The following is a 20132-nucleotide window of genomic DNA, read 5'->3' on the forward strand; positions in this document are numbered from 1 at the left end:
TGTGAGACGTTATTAAACACATTATCGCCGTGAAAAGATTAAACTTTCTTAAAAGTGAATAGGTTTTCAGTGAATTATCCCTATATTTTAACGACACTGGTTTCCCAACCGTCGTATGCACCTTTAAATTCGACACTGAGATCGATCAAACGGAGTGTCAAAGCGTCAATATCGTAATAAAACGGTTTGTCCTGCCGATAAAAACTGACTCCTGCCATCGAAGTGTTCTCATTCGGTTCCATATGCTCTTTGATTTTAAACCCTTCCGCCTCAATCACACTAACGAATTCGGAGCGTTTTTCCGCCGTTTCAAAATAGGCTTTATGTTCAATAGCCCGTGGTAAATGGAGTGAATCCCCCTGCGATTTTAAATGGTCGCAGACTTTATGGTTTTGGATAATCTGCCACTCGATCGGGGTTGGGAAAAGGAGCTTATGATACACTTCCCAATCTCCGTCCATTTTAGACCCATACGTATACCCGTAATCAGGAAATGCCCCCATCGCTGCTTGCACGACATCGGGCCATTCAAAATCGTGTTTAAGATAATAGATAAAGGTCATTTCGCCGTTAGAGACGATTTTCCCGACGTAATTGCCGATACGGTAACGGAGTGCCTCCATCTCGATTTTATCTTCGATGAATGAGAGCTGCGCCTCTTCATCTTCACCAATAAGCCCCCGGTCATTCGGAGCTTTCATCGTCAATTTGATAAAACCGACATAATACTTGTCTTCGCTCGGAAGCTCCGCCGATATCCCCGCATTCACCAAAACCGAGGCGATAGCGCCGTCGATTTGTTTCATATATAATTCCCAATACTCTTGCATACCCTACTCCATCTCCAACGACATTAAAAACATATCTTCACCGTCAATTACTTTGACATCCAAACTCTCGCACGCGGGGCATTTGTAGTAAATCTTTTCCAACGCCGTTTGCACTCCGCACGCTTTGCATTCGATCACCAGAGGCTGAACGTTCATGACGAAATCGGCACCGTCGCACACCGTCTTCTCTTTAAACGTGTTAAACGCGATTTCGAGCAGATGCGGCTCAACACCGCTCATCTTTCCGATTTTGACGATAATTTTCGTCACCGATTCGGCTTCATTCTCTTTTGCAATATCCTCACACTGGGTTAACAGTGCCTGTACGATCGAATATTCATGCATTAACAGATCCTCGGTAGCAGTTCGCCGTTAGGGGTCTCTAAAAAGCGAGAGGTCCCCCACGGACTTTTCAATATCACTTTTTTCGGGTATTTTTGGGTCACTTCACCCACAACCGAAGCCATGGCGCACACCTCAAAACTTTTCAGTATCTCCAATGCTTTTGCGGCAGAACCTTTTTTGATTGCCAGTACAAACGTCCCCTCATTCGCCAATGCCGTCGCTTCAAAACCGAGCATCTCACAGATCCCTTTGACCTCATCGCTGATCGGGAGTTTCTCCTCGTCCACTTCGATGCAGACGTCGGACTGTCTCGCCCACTCGTTGAGCACCGCCGCAACCCCTCCGCGGGTCGCGTCGCGCATCGCTGTAATCTCCACCCCCGCATCCAGAAGCGCTTTGACCTGCGGGTAGAGCGAATTGCAGTCGGAACGGAGCGTACTGCTCATCTCGATCCCCTCGCGCGCGGCGAAAATCGTCGCCCCGTGGCATCCGATGTCGCGGTTGATGAGGATAACGTCCTCTTCGCTCACGTTGTTCGAGCTGATCCCCGCTTGGACGATCTCGCCCAGACCCGTCGTGTTGATAAAAATCTTGTCCACACTCCCTTTCGGTACCACCTTCGTATCGCCGCTGACGACCACCGCACCGTTGATGGCAAGCTCCGCTCTCATGCTCTCGACGATCCGCTCCAGCGATTCAACCTCAAACCCCTCTTCGATGATGACACTGCACGTCAAATACTTCGGCTTAGCCCCCATCATGGCTAGATCGTTACACGTACCGCATACCGCGAGCTTGCCGATGTCCGCCCCCGCAAAAAACAGCGGACTCACCGTAAAGCTATCGGTCGTCATCGCCAGATTCCCGATCACCGCCGCATCTTCGCTCCGTTCCAAAATCTCGTTTTTAAAGGCTTTGTAAAATACCTTTTTGATTAGGTCGTTGTTCTCTTCGCCGCCGTTGCCTTGAGCAAGGGTTATTGTTTTAGTCATATCAAATTTCCGTATTTATAGTATGCCGAACACGCACCCTCGGAGCTGACCATACAACTCCCCACAGGGCTCGTCGGTTTACATGCCGTACCGAAGATACTGCACTGCGGCGGTGAGGCTTTCCCTTTCAGGATATCGCCGCAGATGCAGAGTTTGTGATCGTCGATCTCCTCTTTCGGCAGAACGGCATCGTAAATCTTCTCGGCGTTATATTTATCATACTCCGCTCTCAGACCCAGTCCGCTTTGGGGAATATCGCCCAGACCGCGCCAGCGGAAGTCCACTTTTTGAAAATATTTATCCACCATTGCCTGCGCTTTGAGATTCCCCTCGCGCGATACGGCGCGATGGTATTCCACTTCGAGTTCACACCGGTTTTCGATGAACTGTTTGACGATCATACTGATCGACTGCATCACGTCCACCGGCTCGAATCCGCTGACAACGACCGGTTTTCCCCAATCGCGCGGGAACTCTTCGTAGATTTTGCTTCCGCTGATGACACTGACGTGAGAGGGCCCCAAAAACGCATCGATGATGCACGCCTCGTCGCTGATGAGCGCACGCATCGGTTCGGGTACGGTGACGTGGTTGAGATGCAAGAGAATATTTGGTATATCCTCCTTTATCACCGTGTCCAAAAGGGCTGCCGTCATCGGGGTCGTCGTCTCAAATCCTATGGCAAAGAAGATAACCGTTTTATCGGGGTTCTCTTTGGCGATCTTCAAGCAATCCAGAGGCGAGTAGACGAAACGGACATCCGAGCCCTTGCTCCGTGCGTCCTGCAGACTTCCGTTGCTGCCGGGGACTTTGATCATATCGCCCAGCGTCACCAAAATGACGTTAGGCTGCTGAGAGAGCACATAGGCATGGTCAATCCGCTCTTTGGGCATGATGCACACGGGGCATCCCGGACCGTGTACGAATTTGATATTCTCAGGCAACAATTGCAAAATACCGTATTTCATAATGGTATGGGTATGCCCACCGCACACCTCCATGATATTGATCGTACGGGAGAGCTTTTGCGCATCGGTCGCGATCACTTTTTGATACCCTTTAATCACATCGGGATCGCGAAATCCGTCGTAAAGGTCTTTGAGTTGGAGAGAACTCATGGGGCTTCTCGGCTAGGGCAGTTGTCATCATCCAGCACCATCTGCCGCCGCTCTTCTTCATCCAGTTTTTCGAGTATCTCCTGATACACCCGCAGCGATTCGAGGGCATCCTCTTCGTCAATCTTGTTCATGATAAATCCGATATGAAGCAGTACGTAATCGCCGATAGCAACGGAGCCCTCTTCCATCAGATCCAATCCTGCGGTGCGCTGAACCCCCATCGTATCGACGGTTGCAACATTTTGTTCCGTGTCAATACTGACCACTTTTGAGGGGATAGATAAACACATATTCAGTTTCTCATCTTTCGTTTAAATTCGATCCATTCGATCACCCTTTTTACGGATGCGTCATCGTTGATATTGACCTCTAAAATATCGACGTTCGGTTTGATCTTTCTAGCTTCCGCTTTCTCACGCTCAATATCGTATTTGAAATACGGCAACAGATCGGTTTTAGTGATAAGTATGAGATCGGCCGCTCGGAACATCACCGGATATTTGGCGATTTTGTCTTCCCCCTCCGGGATGGAGACGAGGACGATATTAAGATGCGATCCCACATCGTAGCTCGCTGGACAAACCAGATTTCCGACGTTCTCGATAAAACAGACATCCAAAGGCTCTAACGGTAAATCATGCAGCCCTTCGTGAACCATAAAGGCATCCAGATGGCATGCGCTCCCCGTCTGAATCTGAACGGCAGGAATCCCTTTGGCTTTTAAACGATCAGCATCGCGCGACGTCTCCAGATCCCCCTCGACTACCCCGTATTTAAACGGAGCCAAATCGGCCATTTTTTCCAACAGGGTCGTTTTTCCGCTCCCCGGCGAGCTCATTAGGTTAATTGCCAAAACGCCGTGTTCATTGAAATGTTCGCGGTTATGATGCGCTTCGTGATCGTTCTTGTCCAAAATCTTTTTAATGACCTCAATCGTTTTTTTATCGTTCAGCTGCGGATTATGATGCAGTGTCTCATGTGCCGCCTGATGGGCATGTGAATGCTCTCCGTGGTCGTGGTGGTGATGCCCGCCGTCGTGGTCGTGTTCGCCTGAATCATGCTCGTGATCGTGTACATGGGTATACTCTCTGCCGAATTCGTCCACATGGGTATGCCCGTGCTGGTGTTTATTTGTCGTTATGGAACATCCGCAATCTTTACACATAGTTATATCCTTTTAATTTTATTTAATATCTCCAAACCGGCAAAGCCGGTTTGAATAGCAGGGACAATTTTGTCCCTTGCAACCCCCTGAAGCTTTTCACAAAATGCGAAAGACTCATCATATTATGAGTCCAGCTCGGGTGAGGAGATCGATTTCATAAGCGTTTTCACTTGTCCCGTCGTACAAGATTTTACCTTTTTCGTCCAAGATGATGACACGTTCGCCCAATTTCGGTGCGATTGCCAGATTGTGCGTCGCCGTGACCGTCGTAATGTTCAGCGCGGCAATCATATCCATAAATTTGGCGGTGCTTGCCGGATCCAAAGCGCTCGTCGGCTCATCGAGCAGCAACACTTTAGGCGAAAGAGACATCACGCAGGCAAGTGCGAGTTTTTGTTTTTGTCCGCCGCTGAGCTTGAACGGGACGCTGTTCAGATACGGTGTCAACCCGAACACATCGGCGTAATTACGAACCCGCGCATCGATATCATCAAATCCTAACTGACGGGAGCCGAAGGCAATCTCATCATAGACGCTCGGATTAAACAGCATCGCATCGATATTCTGAAATACAAGCCCGACACTGCGACGAAAATACTCGTTTGTAGCCTTATCTTTCAGTGCTTTTTTAGTGAGCGGAGTGTTTTCAAAAAGCAGCTCTCCGCTGTCTGGGATGACTAATGCGTTGAGCATTTTGAGCAGCGTGCTTTTTCCGCTCCCGTTGACCCCCAACAGCACAACTTTTTCACCCTCCTCGATACGCAGGTTCAGGTTTTCAAAAATGGTATCGCCGTCTCGTTTGAGTGTGACATTTTCGACTCTAAACATGAAAACCTCTTGATTTCATCGCCTCGTAATTCTCTTTGCTCTCTCTGATGTTTTTGTCTAAAAATCCGGCAATTGCGGAACCCAAGTAATCGTAAATCTGATGCCGTGTCGGTTTTTTGAGCGTTCTGGATTTAAGCGCGTCGGTATAATCGCCGTACGCTCTTTGCATCGTCATGATTTTCGAGACGCTTAAAACCAGTAAAAAACTCAAATCTTTCGAAAAGGCGACCGCTTCATACACATTGACCCGGCTCGTAAACAACAGGGTCAAAAATACCATATCGAACGAGCGCAGGTTGACAGTCAGAAAATAGTGCCAAAACGGCTGGTGCTGCATATAAAGCATTGCCGAATAACTCAGAGTAATCAACATCGAGAACAAAGCGACCAATATCAATGATCTGCGCATAAGGGCAAAAACCGATCTGCCTGACATCAGCATCAAGATGATAAGAGCCGCTATCAAAGGTTCATAGCTCTTCATCGTCGATAGTGCGATGAGTGCAACAATATACAAAATAAAAGTAGTTTTAGCTTGCACGTTTTGCCGATTTTTTAATTATTGCCATGACTGCAAAGAGCAAACCCGCACCGATAGCGGCGCTGATCCACGTCGATACCAAAGCACTGACTCCGCTGATTTCATAATCGGGAATAAACGCCGCAATCAAAGGTTTTGTCTGTTCAATGGATTGAGGAACATAGCCTATCATCGCTTGGATTTCCTCCGCACTCCATTCGCCCCATGCCGGACCTTCAGCGATAAGACCGAGCGGGGTGAGTGCGATTGCCGCCAGGATAAAAATCAACAGATATTTTTTAGTTTGACTCATCCCAATACCTCTTTATGTGAAATTTGGTGGGTCATCTTTTCAAGAAACCGCATGACCAACATGGTGGCAAATCCCTCTACGACACCGAAAAAAAGTAGATGAGACCCGACAACGGCAGGGATCGTCACCTCCAACCCGAACGGAAAATAGATCGGATGACCGGCGCTATCGACGCCCAACAGCGGCTGAATACCCAAAGCCACGGCAACCACAACGGATGCGAATACGATACTGCTCCACCCTGTCAAAAACAATGCAATGGTATTGTTCATTCTGTTTTTGAGGAGTTTATGGACATAAAATGCACTAAACGAAGCAACAAAGCCCATTGCCAAAGAATTGATCGCAAATACGCTCAGCCCCCCGTCACCGAAAATAAGTGCCTGTATAAACAGCGTCAGCGATAAGCAAAAAGCTGCCACCCACGGCCCGAACAGTATCGCCAAAATCGCTGCCCCGATAGCATGTCCGCTGGTTCCTCCCGGAATCGGAATATTAAACATCATGACGACAAAAGAGAAAGCGGTAAGAGATGATAGAAGTGCAAAAGATTCATCGTTGATAGCCTCCTTGGTTTTTTTAAAAGCCACAACCAAAAGAGGAATAGCCGCAACGGTTGCCGGGATATAGGTTAAGGGTGATATAAAGCCGTCGGGAATATGCATAAACGCTCCTTACTGAATCATTATTCATCTTTGAGGTAATTATAGATGTTTTAACTATAGGCAAGTTTAAAAAAATCATTTCTTAGTTATTTTTAGGACTAAAAGATACGTTTTAACTATAAAAAGTACAAATAGTACCTTTTACAGTTTACGGGCGATACTTCCCTTGGGATGAGAGTACCATCCCGGATCGGAATAGTCATCTTTGGGCTGATTTTTGCGCACTTTGACAAGGGTGAACATTCCCCCCATCTCGATAGGTCCGAACGGACCTTTCCCGGTCATCATCGGCAAAGTATTTTCCGGCAGTTTCATCCCCATCTCCGCCATATCCTGCATCTCCGCCATTCCGTTTTTTCCCATCGGCATGTACATATAGTTCGGCATCAGATCGCTGATTTTTTCGGTAAGATCGTCTTGCTTCACTCCAATCATGTTCGGAACGCTATGCCCCATAGGCCCCATCGTATGATGCGACTTATGACAATGCAGTGACCAGTCTCCCTCTTCGGTGGCGACAAATTCAAACGCTCTCACTTGCCCCACTCCGATATCAATGGTCACTTCAGGCCACCTCGCATTTTTAGGTACCCATCCTCCGTCGGTACATGTTACCTCGAACGGATGTCCGTGCATATGGATCGGATGGTTTGTCATCGTTAGATTTCCGACACGGATACGGACACGATCACCTACCCTTACATTCATGGAATCGATCCCCGGAAAAACACGACTATTAAAACTCCAGATATTAAACTCGGTCATCGTCGAGGGGTTTGGGGTATACGTCCCCGGCGCTACGTCATAGCTGGCAAGGAGAAAACAAAAATCCCGATCCACTTTATGAGATTGCGGTTTTTTCGGATGAACGATAAACATCCCCATACACCCCATCGCCATCTGAACCATCTCATCGGCATGGGGGTGATACATAAAGGTTCCGCTTTGACGAAGGGTAAATTCATAAACATAGGTTTCGCCGGGGGCGATAGCCCTCTGCGTCAATCCGCCGACGCCGTCCATTCCGTTCGGGAGTATCAACCCGTGCCAGTGGATCGTCGTGTGTTCGGGAAGCTTGTTTGAAACGATCAGCCGCACCCGATCCCCCTCCACCGCTTCGATTGTCGGTCCGGGCGAAGTGCCGTTGTAGCCCCAGCAGTTCACGACCATACCCGGTGCAAACTCCCGTACTACCGGCTCGGCGATTATATGAAACTCTTTCACCCCCTCTTTCATTTCATAGGGGAGATTCCAGCCGTTGAGGGTTACTACGGGATTGTAGCTCTTCCCCTCTTTCGGGGTGATGAGCGTAGCGGGAGAGAGGACTCTTTTAGGATCGTTTACGAGGGTAAGCTGGCGTTTTTTCCCTTCATGTCCCGCGTGGTCATGTTCGGAGGCTTTGAGATTCGGGCTCAGTGCCGCGGATGCGATCAATGCCGCACCCAAACCTAAAAAATCGCGTCTATCGTGTCTCATTAAAGTTTCCCCCCTATCGTGTACTCCAAATCGGCCTGCGCTTTTTGGACTTCTCCCCGTGCATCGAGCGCTTCCATTTTTGCCTCGCCTGCACGCCGCTGATCTTCGAGCAGTTCGTAAATGCCGTCCAGCATACCGTTATACATCAGCTGTGTCTCTTCTAATATCTGCTGATTGGTTTGCACTATCACCTCATCGTACGAATGCGCGATATCATACGTATATCGAAGATGCGCATACCCCTCACGTACCTCTGAACGGATATTAACCGCACGTTCATAAAGTTGATGGACGCTTTGATTGTAGATGGCCTGCGCTTTGCTCACCCGTGCCTGCCCAAAATCAAAAATCGGAATGGGAAGTTTTATCCCAAAGGTATTAAACCGCTTTTCACCCGTTGTTTTTTCACTCTCGAGCGAAAGTTCAAGCTCGTCTACAAAACGTGTTTTCTCACTGTATCCGGCCTGTGCTGCGGCGTAATCGACCGATTTCATCGCACTGCGCATATCAAGGCGGTTGGCAATCGCACGTTTTTCCAACCCGGATTCTGTAACGGCCGGCTCGGTACGTTTTAGGGATTCTGTGCTCAGGGTATAATAGGTCTGCTCTCCGTAGAGCCCCAATGTTTTATTTAAGGCTTCGCGCGCCGCAGCGTTTTCGCGAGAGAGCTTGATCGATTCGATACGGGCACGTTCATAGCTCTCTTGAATTCTGAGCATATCCCTTTTCGAAAGATTTCCAGCGGTATATTGGCGAACTGCGAGCTGTAGTGAAGCCTCATGCGATTTTAGAATAGGACCGAAAAGGGCTACTTTTTCTTCCGACACGCGCGCATCTATGTAGCTCTTCTTTGCATCTCTCGCACTGCGTAATACACTATCCCCGACCGTGAGTATAGCCTCTTCGAGGGCCAAGCCCCCGAGTTCACGCCGAAGAGGGATCCAAAGAAGATCCAAAAAGGCTATTTCTACACTGATTGTCGACGTGCTCGCACCGTTACTTCGACCGATACTGTAGCCCAAAAGAGGATTACGCATCAATCCCGCTTCCACCAACTCGCTCTGAGCTATACCGATATTTTCATAACTTTGCTGCAATGCGCGGTTATTGATCAGCATAATCCGCAAAGCATCTTCTTGAGTCAAAGGTTTCGATAAAAGCGCTCGTACACTTTCATCGACGCTTTGCGCTTCTTGAGCCGTTTTGATCCATTGCAGATTGTTAACTCCTTGCTCCGCGGTTAGCTGATTGACAGAGTCAAATGCCTCTTTTTGAGAGATGGCCGAACATCCCGAGAGGATAAATAATGCCGCTAACGATGTACTAACCGTTCTTGCTACCATTTTGCGCCTCCATGACCCGTTACATTTTGGTCCTCTTTTTGAACACACCCCTCTTCGGCTACGTCAATCGAGCGGGATGGAGGCGTATAGACACTTTTACCGCTCAACGCATCGGAGGATGAAGGGATCGATACATTAACCTCGGCGGCATAACCGATAATCCCGATCAAAACAAGGATGAGAATAGGATTCATTGCTTTTTCATCCGTACAATGACATTTTTCCCCTCTTTTTGGATAAAGTCAAAACCTACTTTATCTCCGATTTCCAAAGGGTGGGTCAATTCATGATCAATCACATCGAACGTCATTACCATAGAAGGCCATCGCAGTTCGGGGATAGGGTTGTGAAAGATACGGATACTTTCATGATTGTCGGCAATCTGCTTTACCGTTCCGGTAGCGTGGATTGTCTGTTCAGCGACAACGCTGTTTTGAGAGTGGGAATGTTCCATCTCCATTCCCCACACACCCGACCCGATGGCCAATGCACTAAAGCATACTGCACTCAAAAATTTCGATCGCATCCTAACTCCTTTATATGTCATTGCTAAAAAGTGTATCATATGCACGGCATAAATCATTTAATCTAATAATAACAATGTTAACCGTTTGTCTTTTTCCGCAATCTTGATGCGCTACAATATCCCTATGAAAGAACCTAATCGCTGTCTTTACTGCCATCATCCGATTTACCGTCTGGGTGACGGGATGGTCAAATGTTCCGTATGCAAAAAAAAGTACAGTACAAAGCGGGTTGCTCAGATCAAAGCCCTCATCCGGCTCTTTTGCGAAGATGAAAATGCCCTCAGCGCGTCCAAAACCCTTCAGCTCAGCTATGTCACGGTTTTGAAATACTATCAACAGTTTCGCCATGCTGCGGCTGAGTATTGCGAGTCCCAATATGACAGACACCGTACAAGCGAGTCTCAATACGAAGAGTATCTCTACATCGAAAAATCCAAACGCCATGACAAATCGGCTATCTTCGATTCCCATAATTTTCTGACATTCGGCTACGGCGAAAAAGTCTATACGCTTCTCATGCCCTCCCTGGGAGTATTCAAACAGCAGTTCATCGAAGACAATCTTGAAGAGCTCTATTACAAAGAGTTTTCAAAGTTTATGCGGACCAGTAAAATTATCAAAATATCCGAATACGACAATATTATCGAGAAGTTTTGGCACTATTTTGAACAGTTTATTACACCTTTTAAAGGGGTAAGCAGAGAACACTTCCCCTACTACCTCAAAGAGGCGGAATTCAAATTCAATACACCTGTCGAAGACCGTTCCGTTGTCATCGAACAGCTCTATTTCCGCCCTACCGGCTCGGATATTTAAACTCTTCTATTATCTCTGTCAGACTCGTAAACGACGCTTTGGACGCCGCTTCGATCCCTATAGTTTTTAGATAGTTAATAACTGTTTTTATATAGTCATCAAACCGTTTTTCCAATTGCGGACTCAGACCCATATGAAACGTGATGCTGTGGGGAATGATCCCGATAACGTTTGATTCGGGAAGCGGATGTCCCATCAGTTCGATCATATCCAGACACTGCATCACCCCCACCTCGTGTGCACCGCCGCTGTTGAGCCCGTACCCGCTCAGCTCATAAGAGGGGATGTTATAAATACTCCCTGCTTCATCATCGAGATTGATCGTATCGAGGATAATGATACGATCATTCTCCAGAAAAAGATTGAGCAGATTGATCCCCTCTACCCCGCCGTTAATGACCTCGATAGCAGGTGAAAACGTATAGTTGGCATTCAGATAGGCGCAGGCATAGATACCGATGCCGTCATCTTCTTCGAGTACATTGCCGACGCCCAACACAACGATTGACATACGTTAAAACCCTTTGCCGTGTTCGATACTCGGATTGGCAAACTGTTCTAAAATTTCATCCAGCCCCATAACCTGTTTTTTGCGCGTCGCTTGTATCCCGCATTTGGCGAGTTCTTCCACAATTACCTCGATGTATCTTTCCCAATGTGAGCGAAGTGATGAAGTCACGTCAACACAGACGCTGATAATATCTTCGGGGACGATGCTGACCATAGTCGTTTGGGCACAGTGCGAGGCCATTGAGCAGATTTGGAGCATTTCGGTAATCTCGACTTCATTGGCCGTTTTTTTGATCCCCTGGTTGGCGATCAGTTCATCGCCGCTCATCACTGTGATCGTCCCTACCGCTTTGGAATCATCTGAGCTGGTATTGGCGATAATGACATGCTCATACTCCTGAAGCAGCGGCATCAGCAAAAATCCGAGCGTCCCTCCGTCGATGATGTCGAGTGAGGGTTCATAGGTAAAATTCTCTTTGAGGTATTTTCCGGCATACAGTCCGATCCCCTCATCCATAAAAAATGCGTTCCCCGAACCGATCAGTGCCACTTTAGCGTTCATTTAATTCCTTTTATCATCTTATTTTATACATTTTCCGGGCAAAGCCCGAAAACTGGCAGGGACAAATGTCCCTACAACCCCCTAAAGCTACCCGCATCTTTTTGATGCGGGAGATTGTGCTTTGCATAATAGAGTTGTCCGAGTGCGATCGATCCGTCATTGATCGGCGTTTGCTGTTGTGCGTAAAACCGTCCCTCTCCGAAACGTCGGTAGAGTCGGCTCATCAACGCACGGTTTTGAAATACTCCTCCGCCGATGACAATCGGCAATTCGGGATACATATCCGCAAAATGCTCCATGATCGCTTCGAGTGTTGAGAGAAAACGGCTCGCAATGACCGTTTGATTCTCTGTTCCTAGAGCGATGATCTCTTTCACCATCGGCAACACATTAATCACTCCGTTTTGGATATCAAAGCTAAAGGGCTCATGGATCGAATCCTCCGCAAACGACTCCATAATCATCCCTCCCTGCCCCTCATACTCAAGGCTTTGGATGAATCCCCCCAATGAGGAGACCGCATCAAACAGCCGACCCATTGAAGAGCTGAGGGGAGCATTGATATTTTTGACCCACATATGATGCAGTGTTCGTATTTCATGGGGTAAAAAGGTCTCGACTGAGGGTGATTTGAGGTTTAATACCTCATCGAGACTAAAACACTCAAACAGCAATGACAAGGCGATACGTCTAGGCTCTTTGATCGCTTTGTCTCCCCCTAAAAGGGCAATCGGTTTTAAAAATCCGATCCGCTGATAGCCGCTCAGATCGGCGATCATCACCTCCCCGCCCCACAGACTCCCGTCCTCTCCGTATCCCGTACCGTCATAGGCAAAACCGAGCACCTTTTCGTCCAATCCGTACTCGGCCATGCACGCCAAGATATGAGCATAATGGTGCTGTATGCCGTAATGCTCTTTTTTCTGAGCCGATGCAAACTGAGTCGTGCTGTATTGAGGATGCAGGTCATGAACAAAGAGCTGCGGCTCGCATTCATAAAAACGTTTAAACGTCTGTACCGTCCGCTCAAAATAACTGTCCGCCTCGACGCTCCCCAAATCACCGATATGACCGCTGAGGACCATATTATCCCCTTTTCCGAGGGCAATCGCACTTTTTTGATGCGCTCCGAGGGCTAAAATTTCTGCCGAACCGTTTTTTTCTGCCGCCACCGTATGGGGAGCAAATCCCCGCCCCATCCGCAGCATGACAACATGCCCATCGGCGAACTGAACAACGGCATCATCCAGGGCATTGACGATGGTACGGTCATGATCCAAGATTCCATCCACCACATTTCCGAGCCGATTTATGATTTCGCTGCTGCGTACGATGATCGGCTCATCGCTGATATTGGCACTCGTCGCAACGAGGGGAAAATCGATCTTCTCAAACACCAAACGATGCAGCGGGGTATAGGGGATAAATACCCCTAAGCGCTCAATCCCCGGAGCGATATATTTTGAAAGATCTGTCCCTTGAAGCGCATCCACAATGACAATCGGCTTGATCGCTCCGCCGATCATCTCCCGTTCAGATTGATTTATCCGGGTGTATCGTTCACACTGCTCCAGCGAGCGGAACATGACGGCAAGAGGCTTCGCCTTGCGGTGTTTGCGCAGTCGCAGTTCACTCACGGCAGCGTCTGAGGTGGCATCGCACATCAGATGAAATCCCCCTAACCCTTTGAGGGCAATAATCTTCCCTGATCTGAGCATCTCTACGGCCAGATCGATCGGATCGCCCGCTATCTCGTCTCCCTTATTATCGATAAATCTTAACTGCGGTCCGCATTTCGGACAGCTAATCGGCTCGGCATGATAGCGGCGGGATGAGGGGTCGGTATACTCTTCTTTGCACTCCGAACACATCGTAAAATGTTTCATTGAGGTACGGACGCGGTCATACGGGAGGGTTTGGAGAATCGTATAACGGGGACCGCAATCGGTACAGTTGATAAACGCGTAGCGGTAGCGGCGATTGGAGGGGTCATCCATCTCCGCTTCACACGCGGGACATAACGCCGCCTCAAGGGGAATCGCGCCACTCCCCTCTCCCAAGGTGCTTTCCCGGATTTCAAAACTGTTGTAGTTTTCCGATTCACACGGTTTGACACTCAGCGAATCAATCCGCGCCCGCTCGGGGAGATGCGTGTGCAAAGCGGCTATAAATAATGAAGATTTTTCTCCGTGTGCCTCAATCACAACCCCATCGGCGGTGTTAAGCACAAACCCTTTTATCTCATACTCTTGCGCTATGCGATAGACAAAAGGGCGAAAACCTACCCCCTGAACCAGCCCTTTGACGGTAATGGTGACACTGGTATTATAAGAAGACTCCACCGACAACGCAATTTTCCTTCCCGATCGGATAACTCATATTCATTAGGACCGATACAGACTTCAGATTTCGCTGCAAACGGCTGAAAAGGGATTGTCCCGCGAAATAGGATCCGCACAATACGATATCCTCCGCTTTGGTCTTACCTTTGATTTCAGTAAGAAGTTCGCTGAAATAGTCTCCGAAAGATTCGAAGATAGAATAGCTCAGATAAACTGAATCGACACCCGCTAGACGATAACTGATAATACTGGATAAAAAGGCGACGTGATTAAACCGGTTATCCGCTACTTTCGTGTCGATTTGCAGCCCCCCTTTGCCGATGAATTTCAATCCCTCTTTCATCACCCCCTCAAAGCTCACCTCACGCAGCCCTAGAATCATTGCGGTAGCTTCAAACAACGAAAGATTATTCTGCTCTATCTGAACCAATACGTGATACAGTTCGGGGTGGTTGGTTTCGATATTGGCGATGAGCCGATCGGATCCTTCTCGCAATCCTCTCATCGATTCGATGATTCCGCTCCCCTCGAACCGCTTCGGAGGAACTACCCGAATCACTTTTTTGCCGTCATAATACAAAAAAGACGGCTCTCCCTGAAAATAGGCTCCCACTGCTTTGGTTCCGAATTTGTTGTGTTCGGCTATGACTGACATAAAGGAGGCTTCATCTTCCGCTATGGTGTGAAAATTGGCCGATTCGACGGCAGGCATCTCGGTTTCGAGCTGATTGACTTTCAACGTCGAAGCGGAACTGAACCGATCCATCTGATCGAACAACATCCCTTTGTTATCTTTTATACCGACCAAACCGTGAGCGATACTAAGCGTATCGGTGCCGTAAGGAAGGCGTGAGGGGAAAGCGACCCGTTCACCCGAAGCGATAAAACGGACCTCCTTGTTGATAAAGAGGCGCATATCGCTTTGATGGTTGATGTTGAGATCATAGTCCATCACAAAATCAGCATCATACGGCGTATCGACCACTTCATACACGATATAGTCCAATTCCAGCAGCGTCAATTCTTTGGCCAAAAGGATCGAGAACCCCTCATCCGGGTATTTTACATCCATTGTCGAGCCGAATGTATCGATGAGAGCTTGATCTTTAAGCGCTACGTGCAAGACGGGGCGTTCGATACTGAGAAGCGCATTGAATTCATCGTTGATCAGTGAACAGTAATCGGTGATTTTAGACGCGTTGACCAGCATGAGAACCGATGCGGGAGAAGGTTTATCACTGCGCTGAAACAAACGGTATCCCATCGTTGTTTTCATGAGCAGCGTTTTACCGTCACGCAGCGCTTTGGCGGCAACCTCGAACATCGTTCGAAAGCTCCCCGCATCGTTAGCGTAGCGCTCTTTATCTTTGTGGATCAATCTGACGGGGATACCGCACGTATGGCACGAGTTTAATACCTGCTTTTCGCGGCGCCCGAGTGTATGTGATTCGTCCTCACAGTTCTCGCACGGCTTCACATACTTCAATGCGGTATTGCTCCGCTCAAACGGGTAGTGTTCGAAAAATGCGTACTGCCCACCGCAATGGGCACACTGGGTAAAAGGGTAGTAATAACGTCTGGATGAGGGATCAAACATCTCTTTTTGACACGTTGGGCATAGTCCCAGCGCACTCGGATATTCAACCTCAAAATCAGGGATACCCTCCGGTTCCCCCTCCACATCATAATGCTGACTCTGCGTCATAAAACACGATGCGGGGAGTGTTGATGCAATGGTTTCCAAACACTCTTGAAGCTTTTCATGAGAACTCTCAAAAGCACAAATAATCTTGTTTTTTTTCTGATGGACAACAGCTTTGATTCCAAAAGAGCGAATCGTGGCAATCAAATAATTTTTAATCGTCGGTTGGGAAAAAGAGGTCATAACCTCCAAAGTGAATGCCATAATAATCCTTACTCTCTGCGCTATCTTTCATCCCTTCCCCGACGGGAAGCTAAGAAAAACAGAGCGGGACGGGCTTAATGCCCGACCCTTTGTTTATTCACCTTAAAGTGAATCGTCTTTGACAAATTTAGAGCCGCCGATAACAATAGCGATATCCGCCTCTTTCCAGAAAATGGTTCTCCAGACTTGGTAATAGATATGAAATACCACCCAGCAGATAATCAACCACATCGTCGTATGGTGTGCAATACGGACATCCATAAGAGTTCCGCCGCTTACTACAATCGTCCAGTCGGTTACCAGATGCAGCATCCACGGCCACCATGCACCGATCGAACTGATTCCTGAACCCAAACCGTGCACATAGAGTTGAAGACCCGTAAACAACATCCATACCAAAAGGAGATGGAAAATCGTAAAATAGACCGTATTGAAACTGTCCGCATGGGCCGAATCAAACTCTTTTTTACGGTTAAGGGTCAATAAATTGACCAATACCGCTTTAAACTCAGCAATATTTTTTGCGTTCGGAATAAGCTTTTTGTACGGCTTTTCAAAACGGCTGAAAAAATAGAGATAAGCAATAATAACCGATGTAACATCAAATAAAATTGCAATGATAAAATGGCCGTAACGGTTCCACGCCATCACGTATTTATCGACTGCACCGTCGGCCATAAATGTTTGATAATACGGATGACCGATATAAAGACCCGTTACGACCGCCCCAATCATACAAATGGCATTCACCCAGTGGATGATGCGCATTGCAGGCGTCATACGCTTGACTTGTTTGTACCCCTGTTTCATGATTGTCTCCTTAGATACTGCAAGAAGTATCTACTTTGTAAACAGCAAGCTCTTTACCTTTTGTATCGACAACGTGAACCGCACATGCGATACATGGGTCAAAACTGTGAATCGTACGGATGATCTCTAAGGGCTGTTCCGGATTAGCTACTTTGGTTCCGATCAAACTCGCTTCATATGCACCCAAACGTCCTTTATGATCACGCGGAGCCGCATTCCATGTTGATGGGACAATCGCTTGATAGTTTGCTACTTTTCCATCGGTAATACTTACCCAGTGACCGAGTGCACCGCGCGGAGCTTCCGCCATACCGCGCCCTTTTGCACTTACGCTCACTTTGTCGAAATCAAACTCTGTCCATGTACTTTTGTCTCCGGCAAGAACATTTGCCGTCAACTCATCGATCCATTCAACCATGACGTCAGACATCAATGATGTCTCGATCGCACGAGCCGCTGTACGCCCGACAGTACTGAACAGTACTGATACCGGAAGTTTTCCGCGCTCTAGGAACTCAGTCACGTATTTGGTAATACGCTTATCTTTAGCCGCGACACCGATTACCATACGAGCCAACGGCCCCACTTCAACGCGGGTATCGTTGTAAATCGGAGATTTGATCCAGCTGTATTTCTCTTTCGTTTTCAAATACGCAATTCCATCCGAACGTTTATCCAAACCGGTGTATTCAGGAATGGTTTGACCTTCGTACGGGTGAAGAGGTTTGTCCCCTTTGTACCAGGCGTGAGTGACGTCTTCAGCAATTTTTTCTTGATCCAACGGATGAACTTTAGAAATATCTCCGCCGAGTACTACCCCGCTTGGGAAAAGAAGGGCCGATTTGTAAAAACCGGTATCATCAAGACGGAAATCTCCGTAACTCATGAAGTTCAAGAGTCCGCCGCCGGTTCCGCCGACCCCTTTGCCGCCCATCAATTCGCTGAATGTCGCTTTAGAATCGGTCGCTTCACCCGCATACATGGTTCCCGCCATGTAAACATCCGGCAAATACGCTTGTTTAACAAATTTACGTCCTGCAAGCAACAACGATTTAAAGAGGGCCAGACGTGCCGGATTTTGGATATCCTGAACACACGTTACCCCTCCGACGACGATACTTTGCGGATGCGGGTTTTTACCGCCGAAAATCGCCTGCATTTTTGCCATATCGCGTTGAATATCCAATGCTTGCAAGTAGTGGGCAACCCCGATAAGATTTTGTTCCGGTGTGAGTTTATAGTGAGGATTGCCCCAATATCCGTTACCGAAAATTCCCAAACGCCCTTGCTTTACAAATTTTGCTACACGGTCTTGGATCGCTTTAAATTCGCTCTCACCGTCGATAAACGGAGATTCTCCCGCGACACTCGCCCATTTGCGTGCTTCTGCTGCTGTTTTAACCGGATCAGCCGAAAGGGCGGAGACGACATCGACAAAGTCAAGCGCATGAAGGTGATAGAAGTGAACCACATGGTCATGCACATACAACGCACCCTGAATCAGGTTACGAACGATACGGGCATTTTTAGGGATCGTGATATCAAACGCATCTTCAACCGCTTCAATAGAACGTTGATAGTGAGTACCGGTACAAACACCGCAGATACGCATTGCCAACAATCCGCAGTCACGCGGATCACGCCCTTGTAAAATCGTCTCAATCCCGCGGAACATCGTTGATGCGCTATAGGCGTCTACAATCGTGTTATTCTCATCAATGACAGCTTCAATACGCAAATGCCCTTCGATACGGGTAATAGGGTCAACTACAATATGTTTACTCATGGTTCTCTCCTGAATTTTCTCGTTTGCCTGCTACCGTGCTGGCTGCTGCATGAATCGCGATACCGATACCGGCTGCGGTCAACATGCCCAAACCGAATTCATCAACGGTTTTTTCTACGCCGCCTGTCGGTGCTTTAATTTTTGCATCGGCCATCGGGCGCTCATAGGCGTATTTATCCCAGAAATCGGGTTCCGAACATCCGATACATCCGCGTCCGACACCGATCGGCCAGTTGACCGCTTCGTTGTAACGGACGATCGAACAGTTGTTAAACGTCATCGGCCCTTTACAACCCATTTTGTAGAGACAGAAATTGTTTTGCGCCCCTACATCGCCCCACTCTTCAACGTATTCACCCGCATCGAAGTGTGCACGGCGCTCACAGTTGTCATGGATACGGTATCCGAATGCGAATTTAGGACGTAAAAGTGAATCGAGTTCCGGTACTTGTCCCGTCAATACGTAATGAAGTATTACCCCCACCATATTTGCCGGATTTGCCGGACAGGCAGGGATATTGATTAACGGTTTGTTTTTAACAACGTCCATAACACCGACGGCACCCGTAGGATTCGGAGCAGCCGCAGGAATACCGCCGAACGTTGCACAGGCTCCGACCGCTACAACAGCCGCAGCATTTTCGGCACAACGGACGAGATGATCATGGAATGTTTCACCGGCGGCACCGATCGTACCGTATTGTCCGTCCATACCCATAGGAATAGAACCTTCTACAAAAAGAAGATATTTCCCTTTGAAATGTTCCATCGCTTCTTCAAGCTGTTTTTCAGCCTGAAAACCGGACGCCGCCTGAAGCGTTTCATGGAATTCAAGAGAGATGATATCCAAAACGATCTCATCGATTTTCGGCCCGTCTGCACGAAGGAGCGCTTCAGAGTTACCGGCACAGTCTTGAAGTTCGAGCCAAATCACAGGGGCACGGTTCATCATTACGGCCGCATCCGCAACAAGCGGAGTAAACATCGGAGGAAGCATTAACATCGCTGTTGTCGCACTCGCCCATTTCATAAATTCGCGTCGATCTATCCCGTTTTCTTCCAAGAGTTCGGTGAAATCGAGCTTATTGGCCGGTGTATTGGAGCGCATCTCGTTCAAGCGCGCCTCACACTTTGCAAACAGCTCTTGGTAATACGTATCACCCTTGTTCGTCTCAACGCGCGAACTTTTCGAAGTAAACAGTTTTTTAACCGCTTCTACTTTATCGGACATAATCCCCTCCTCAATATTTTATGAACAATCATTCAGTATTGTACGTC

The 20132-nt window shown here is 47.9% G+C and carries 22 protein-coding genes; 1 reads left to right on the top strand and 21 read right to left on the bottom strand.

Translation table 11 applies throughout. From position 1 onward, the window contains the following. Nucleotides 1-80: 80 nt before the first annotated feature. From SULKU_RS10210 to SULKU_RS10275, 14 genes are all read right to left on the bottom strand, one after another. The gene (locus tag SULKU_RS10210; protein ID WP_245535146.1) at nt 81-806 is read right to left on the bottom strand and encodes a DUF695 domain-containing protein; all 726 of its coding nucleotides are present in this window, start codon (nt 804-806) and stop codon (nt 81-83) included. 27 nt (nt 807-833) lie between these two features. After that, complete coding sequence (hypA, locus tag SULKU_RS10215; RefSeq protein WP_013460889.1) at nt 834-1175, bottom strand: hydrogenase maturation nickel metallochaperone HypA; 342 nt, start codon at nt 1173-1175, stop codon at nt 834-836. Beyond that, the gene (gene hypE, locus SULKU_RS10220; RefSeq protein WP_013460890.1) at nt 1175-2167 is read right to left on the bottom strand and encodes a hydrogenase expression/formation protein HypE; all 993 of its coding nucleotides are present in this window, start codon (nt 2165-2167) and stop codon (nt 1175-1177) included. The genes hypA and hypE overlap by 1 nt, the downstream gene beginning before the upstream one ends. Next, complete coding sequence (gene hypD / locus SULKU_RS10225; protein WP_013460891.1) at nt 2164-3285, bottom strand: hydrogenase formation protein HypD; 1122 nt, start codon at nt 3283-3285, stop codon at nt 2164-2166. The genes hypE and hypD overlap by 4 nt, the downstream gene beginning before the upstream one ends. Further along, on the bottom strand, nt 3282-3575 hold the full coding sequence (locus SULKU_RS10230) for a HypC/HybG/HupF family hydrogenase formation chaperone (protein WP_013460892.1): 294 nt from the start codon (nt 3573-3575) through the stop codon (nt 3282-3284). The genes hypD and SULKU_RS10230 overlap by 4 nt, the downstream gene beginning before the upstream one ends. Nucleotides 3576-3577: 2 nt before the next feature. After that, entirely contained in the window at nt 3578-4450 is an 873-nt protein-coding gene (gene hypB / locus SULKU_RS10235) for a hydrogenase nickel incorporation protein HypB (RefSeq protein WP_013460893.1), read from the bottom strand. A gap of 117 nt (nt 4451-4567) precedes the next feature. Then, complete coding sequence (locus tag SULKU_RS10240; RefSeq protein WP_013460894.1) at nt 4568-5278, bottom strand: energy-coupling factor ABC transporter ATP-binding protein; 711 nt, start codon at nt 5276-5278, stop codon at nt 4568-4570. Further along, a complete protein-coding gene (locus SULKU_RS10245) occupies nt 5271-5819 on the bottom strand; it encodes an energy-coupling factor transporter transmembrane component T family protein (RefSeq protein ID WP_013460895.1) in 549 nt (182 codons plus the stop codon). The genes SULKU_RS10240 and SULKU_RS10245 overlap by 8 nt, the downstream gene beginning before the upstream one ends. After that, nucleotides 5809-6111, bottom strand: coding sequence for a PDGLE domain-containing protein (locus SULKU_RS10250; protein WP_013460896.1), 303 nt, complete (start codon nt 6109-6111; stop codon nt 5809-5811). Before SULKU_RS10250 ends, SULKU_RS10245 begins: the two co-directional genes overlap by 11 nt. Continuing rightward, nucleotides 6108-6776 (bottom strand): cobalt transporter CbiM, encoded by a 669-nt coding sequence (gene cbiM, locus SULKU_RS10255; protein ID WP_013460897.1) that lies wholly within the window; start codon nt 6774-6776, stop codon nt 6108-6110. The genes SULKU_RS10250 and cbiM overlap by 4 nt, the downstream gene beginning before the upstream one ends. 141 nt (nt 6777-6917) lie before the next feature. Further along, nucleotides 6918-8252 carry a multicopper oxidase family protein gene (locus SULKU_RS10260; RefSeq protein ID WP_013460898.1) on the bottom strand — a complete coding sequence of 445 codons (1335 nt, stop codon included), beginning with the start codon at nt 8250-8252 and terminating at the stop codon, nt 6918-6920. Beyond that, nucleotides 8252-9595: a TolC family protein gene (locus tag SULKU_RS10265; protein WP_013460899.1), complete on the bottom strand. Its 1344-nt coding sequence runs from the start codon at nt 9593-9595 to the stop codon at nt 8252-8254. The genes SULKU_RS10260 and SULKU_RS10265 overlap by 1 nt, the downstream gene beginning before the upstream one ends. Then, nucleotides 9589-9789 (bottom strand): hypothetical protein, encoded by a 201-nt coding sequence (locus tag SULKU_RS10270; RefSeq protein ID WP_013460900.1) that lies wholly within the window; start codon nt 9787-9789, stop codon nt 9589-9591. The genes SULKU_RS10265 and SULKU_RS10270 overlap by 7 nt, the downstream gene beginning before the upstream one ends. Beyond that, nucleotides 9786-10121, bottom strand: a complete 336-nt coding sequence (locus SULKU_RS10275; RefSeq protein ID WP_013460901.1) for a copper-binding protein — start codon at nt 10119-10121, stop codon at nt 9786-9788. The genes SULKU_RS10270 and SULKU_RS10275 overlap by 4 nt, the downstream gene beginning before the upstream one ends. A 124-nt stretch (nt 10122-10245) precedes the next feature. Here SULKU_RS10275 and SULKU_RS10280 point away from each other — a divergent pair, with 124 nt between their 5' ends. Further along, nucleotides 10246-10938 (top strand): hypothetical protein, encoded by a 693-nt coding sequence (locus SULKU_RS10280; RefSeq protein ID WP_041667128.1) that lies wholly within the window; start codon nt 10246-10248, stop codon nt 10936-10938. On the opposite strand, the gene SULKU_RS10285 is transcribed toward SULKU_RS10280, so the two are convergent. The 7 genes from SULKU_RS10285 to SULKU_RS10315 all read right to left on the bottom strand — a co-directional run bounded on the left by SULKU_RS10285 (nt 10919) and on the right by SULKU_RS10315 (nt 20085). Continuing rightward, nucleotides 10919-11449 (bottom strand): HyaD/HybD family hydrogenase maturation endopeptidase, encoded by a 531-nt coding sequence (locus tag SULKU_RS10285; protein ID WP_013460903.1) that lies wholly within the window; start codon nt 11447-11449, stop codon nt 10919-10921. The genes SULKU_RS10280 and SULKU_RS10285 overlap by 20 nt on opposite strands. Before the next feature lie 3 nt (nt 11450-11452). Beyond that, the gene (locus SULKU_RS10290; RefSeq protein ID WP_013460904.1) at nt 11453-12010 is read right to left on the bottom strand and encodes a hydrogenase maturation protease; all 558 of its coding nucleotides are present in this window, start codon (nt 12008-12010) and stop codon (nt 11453-11455) included. A gap of 71 nt (nt 12011-12081) precedes the next feature. Further along, nucleotides 12082-14352 (bottom strand): carbamoyltransferase HypF, encoded by a 2271-nt coding sequence (gene hypF, locus SULKU_RS10295; RefSeq protein ID WP_245535147.1) that lies wholly within the window; start codon nt 14350-14352, stop codon nt 12082-12084. Continuing rightward, on the bottom strand, nt 14336-16258 hold the full coding sequence (locus tag SULKU_RS10300; protein ID WP_013460906.1) for a carbamoyltransferase HypF: 1923 nt from the start codon (nt 16256-16258) through the stop codon (nt 14336-14338). The genes hypF and SULKU_RS10300 overlap by 17 nt, the downstream gene beginning before the upstream one ends. A gap of 102 nt (nt 16259-16360) precedes the next feature. Then, on the bottom strand, nt 16361-17068 hold the full coding sequence (locus SULKU_RS10305; protein ID WP_013460907.1) for a cytochrome b/b6 domain-containing protein: 708 nt from the start codon (nt 17066-17068) through the stop codon (nt 16361-16363). Between the two features lie 10 nt (nt 17069-17078). Continuing rightward, a complete protein-coding gene (locus tag SULKU_RS10310; RefSeq protein WP_013460908.1) occupies nt 17079-18854 on the bottom strand; it encodes a nickel-dependent hydrogenase large subunit in 1776 nt (591 codons plus the stop codon). After that, on the bottom strand, nt 18847-20085 hold the full coding sequence (locus SULKU_RS10315) for a hydrogenase small subunit (RefSeq protein ID WP_013460909.1): 1239 nt from the start codon (nt 20083-20085) through the stop codon (nt 18847-18849). The genes SULKU_RS10310 and SULKU_RS10315 overlap by 8 nt, the downstream gene beginning before the upstream one ends. Nucleotides 20086-20132 lie beyond the last annotated feature (47 nt).

Origin of the sequence: Sulfuricurvum kujiense DSM 16994 (assembly GCF_000183725.1) — a bacterium.
Lineage (GTDB): Bacteria > Campylobacterota > Campylobacteria > Campylobacterales > Sulfurimonadaceae > Sulfuricurvum > Sulfuricurvum kujiense.

Excerpts from the sequence above, each read along its gene's own strand:
- SULKU_RS10210 (WP_245535146.1), bottom strand. The coding sequence starts at position 806 with ATGAAACAAATCGACGGCGCTATCGCCTCGGTTTTGGTGAATGCGGGG.
- hypA (WP_013460889.1), bottom strand. The coding sequence starts at position 1,175 with ATGCATGAATATTCGATCGTACAGGCACTGTTAACCCAGTGTGAGGAT.
- hypE (WP_013460890.1), bottom strand. The coding sequence starts at position 2,167 with ATGACTAAAACAATAACCCTTGCTCAAGGCAACGGCGGCGAAGAGAAC.
- hypD (WP_013460891.1), bottom strand. The coding sequence starts at position 3,285 with ATGAGTTCTCTCCAACTCAAAGACCTTTACGACGGATTTCGCGATCCC.
- SULKU_RS10230 (WP_013460892.1), bottom strand. The coding sequence starts at position 3,575 with ATGTGTTTATCTATCCCCTCAAAAGTGGTCAGTATTGACACGGAACAA.
- hypB (WP_013460893.1), bottom strand. The coding sequence starts at position 4,450 with ATGTGTAAAGATTGCGGATGTTCCATAACGACAAATAAACACCAGCAC.
- SULKU_RS10240 (WP_013460894.1), bottom strand. The coding sequence starts at position 5,278 with ATGTTTAGAGTCGAAAATGTCACACTCAAACGAGACGGCGATACCATT.
- SULKU_RS10250 (WP_013460896.1), bottom strand. The coding sequence starts at position 6,111 with ATGAGTCAAACTAAAAAATATCTGTTGATTTTTATCCTGGCGGCAATC.
- cbiM (WP_013460897.1), bottom strand. The coding sequence starts at position 6,776 with ATGCATATTCCCGACGGCTTTATATCACCCTTAACCTATATCCCGGCA.
- SULKU_RS10260 (WP_013460898.1), bottom strand. The coding sequence starts at position 8,252 with ATGAGACACGATAGACGCGATTTTTTAGGTTTGGGTGCGGCATTGATC.
- SULKU_RS10265 (WP_013460899.1), bottom strand. The coding sequence starts at position 9,595 with ATGGTAGCAAGAACGGTTAGTACATCGTTAGCGGCATTATTTATCCTC.
- SULKU_RS10270 (WP_013460900.1), bottom strand. The coding sequence starts at position 9,789 with ATGAATCCTATTCTCATCCTTGTTTTGATCGGGATTATCGGTTATGCC.
- SULKU_RS10275 (WP_013460901.1), bottom strand. The coding sequence starts at position 10,121 with ATGCGATCGAAATTTTTGAGTGCAGTATGCTTTAGTGCATTGGCCATC.
- SULKU_RS10280 (WP_041667128.1), top strand. The coding sequence starts at position 10,246 with ATGAAAGAACCTAATCGCTGTCTTTACTGCCATCATCCGATTTACCGT.
- SULKU_RS10285 (WP_013460903.1), bottom strand. The coding sequence starts at position 11,449 with ATGTCAATCGTTGTGTTGGGCGTCGGCAATGTACTCGAAGAAGATGAC.
- SULKU_RS10290 (WP_013460904.1), bottom strand. The coding sequence starts at position 12,010 with ATGAACGCTAAAGTGGCACTGATCGGTTCGGGGAACGCATTTTTTATG.
- SULKU_RS10300 (WP_013460906.1), bottom strand. The coding sequence starts at position 16,258 with ATGGCATTCACTTTGGAGGTTATGACCTCTTTTTCCCAACCGACGATT.
- SULKU_RS10305 (WP_013460907.1), bottom strand. The coding sequence starts at position 17,068 with ATGAAACAGGGGTACAAACAAGTCAAGCGTATGACGCCTGCAATGCGC.
- SULKU_RS10310 (WP_013460908.1), bottom strand. The coding sequence starts at position 18,854 with ATGAGTAAACATATTGTAGTTGACCCTATTACCCGTATCGAAGGGCAT.
- SULKU_RS10315 (WP_013460909.1), bottom strand. The coding sequence starts at position 20,085 with ATGTCCGATAAAGTAGAAGCGGTTAAAAAACTGTTTACTTCGAAAAGT.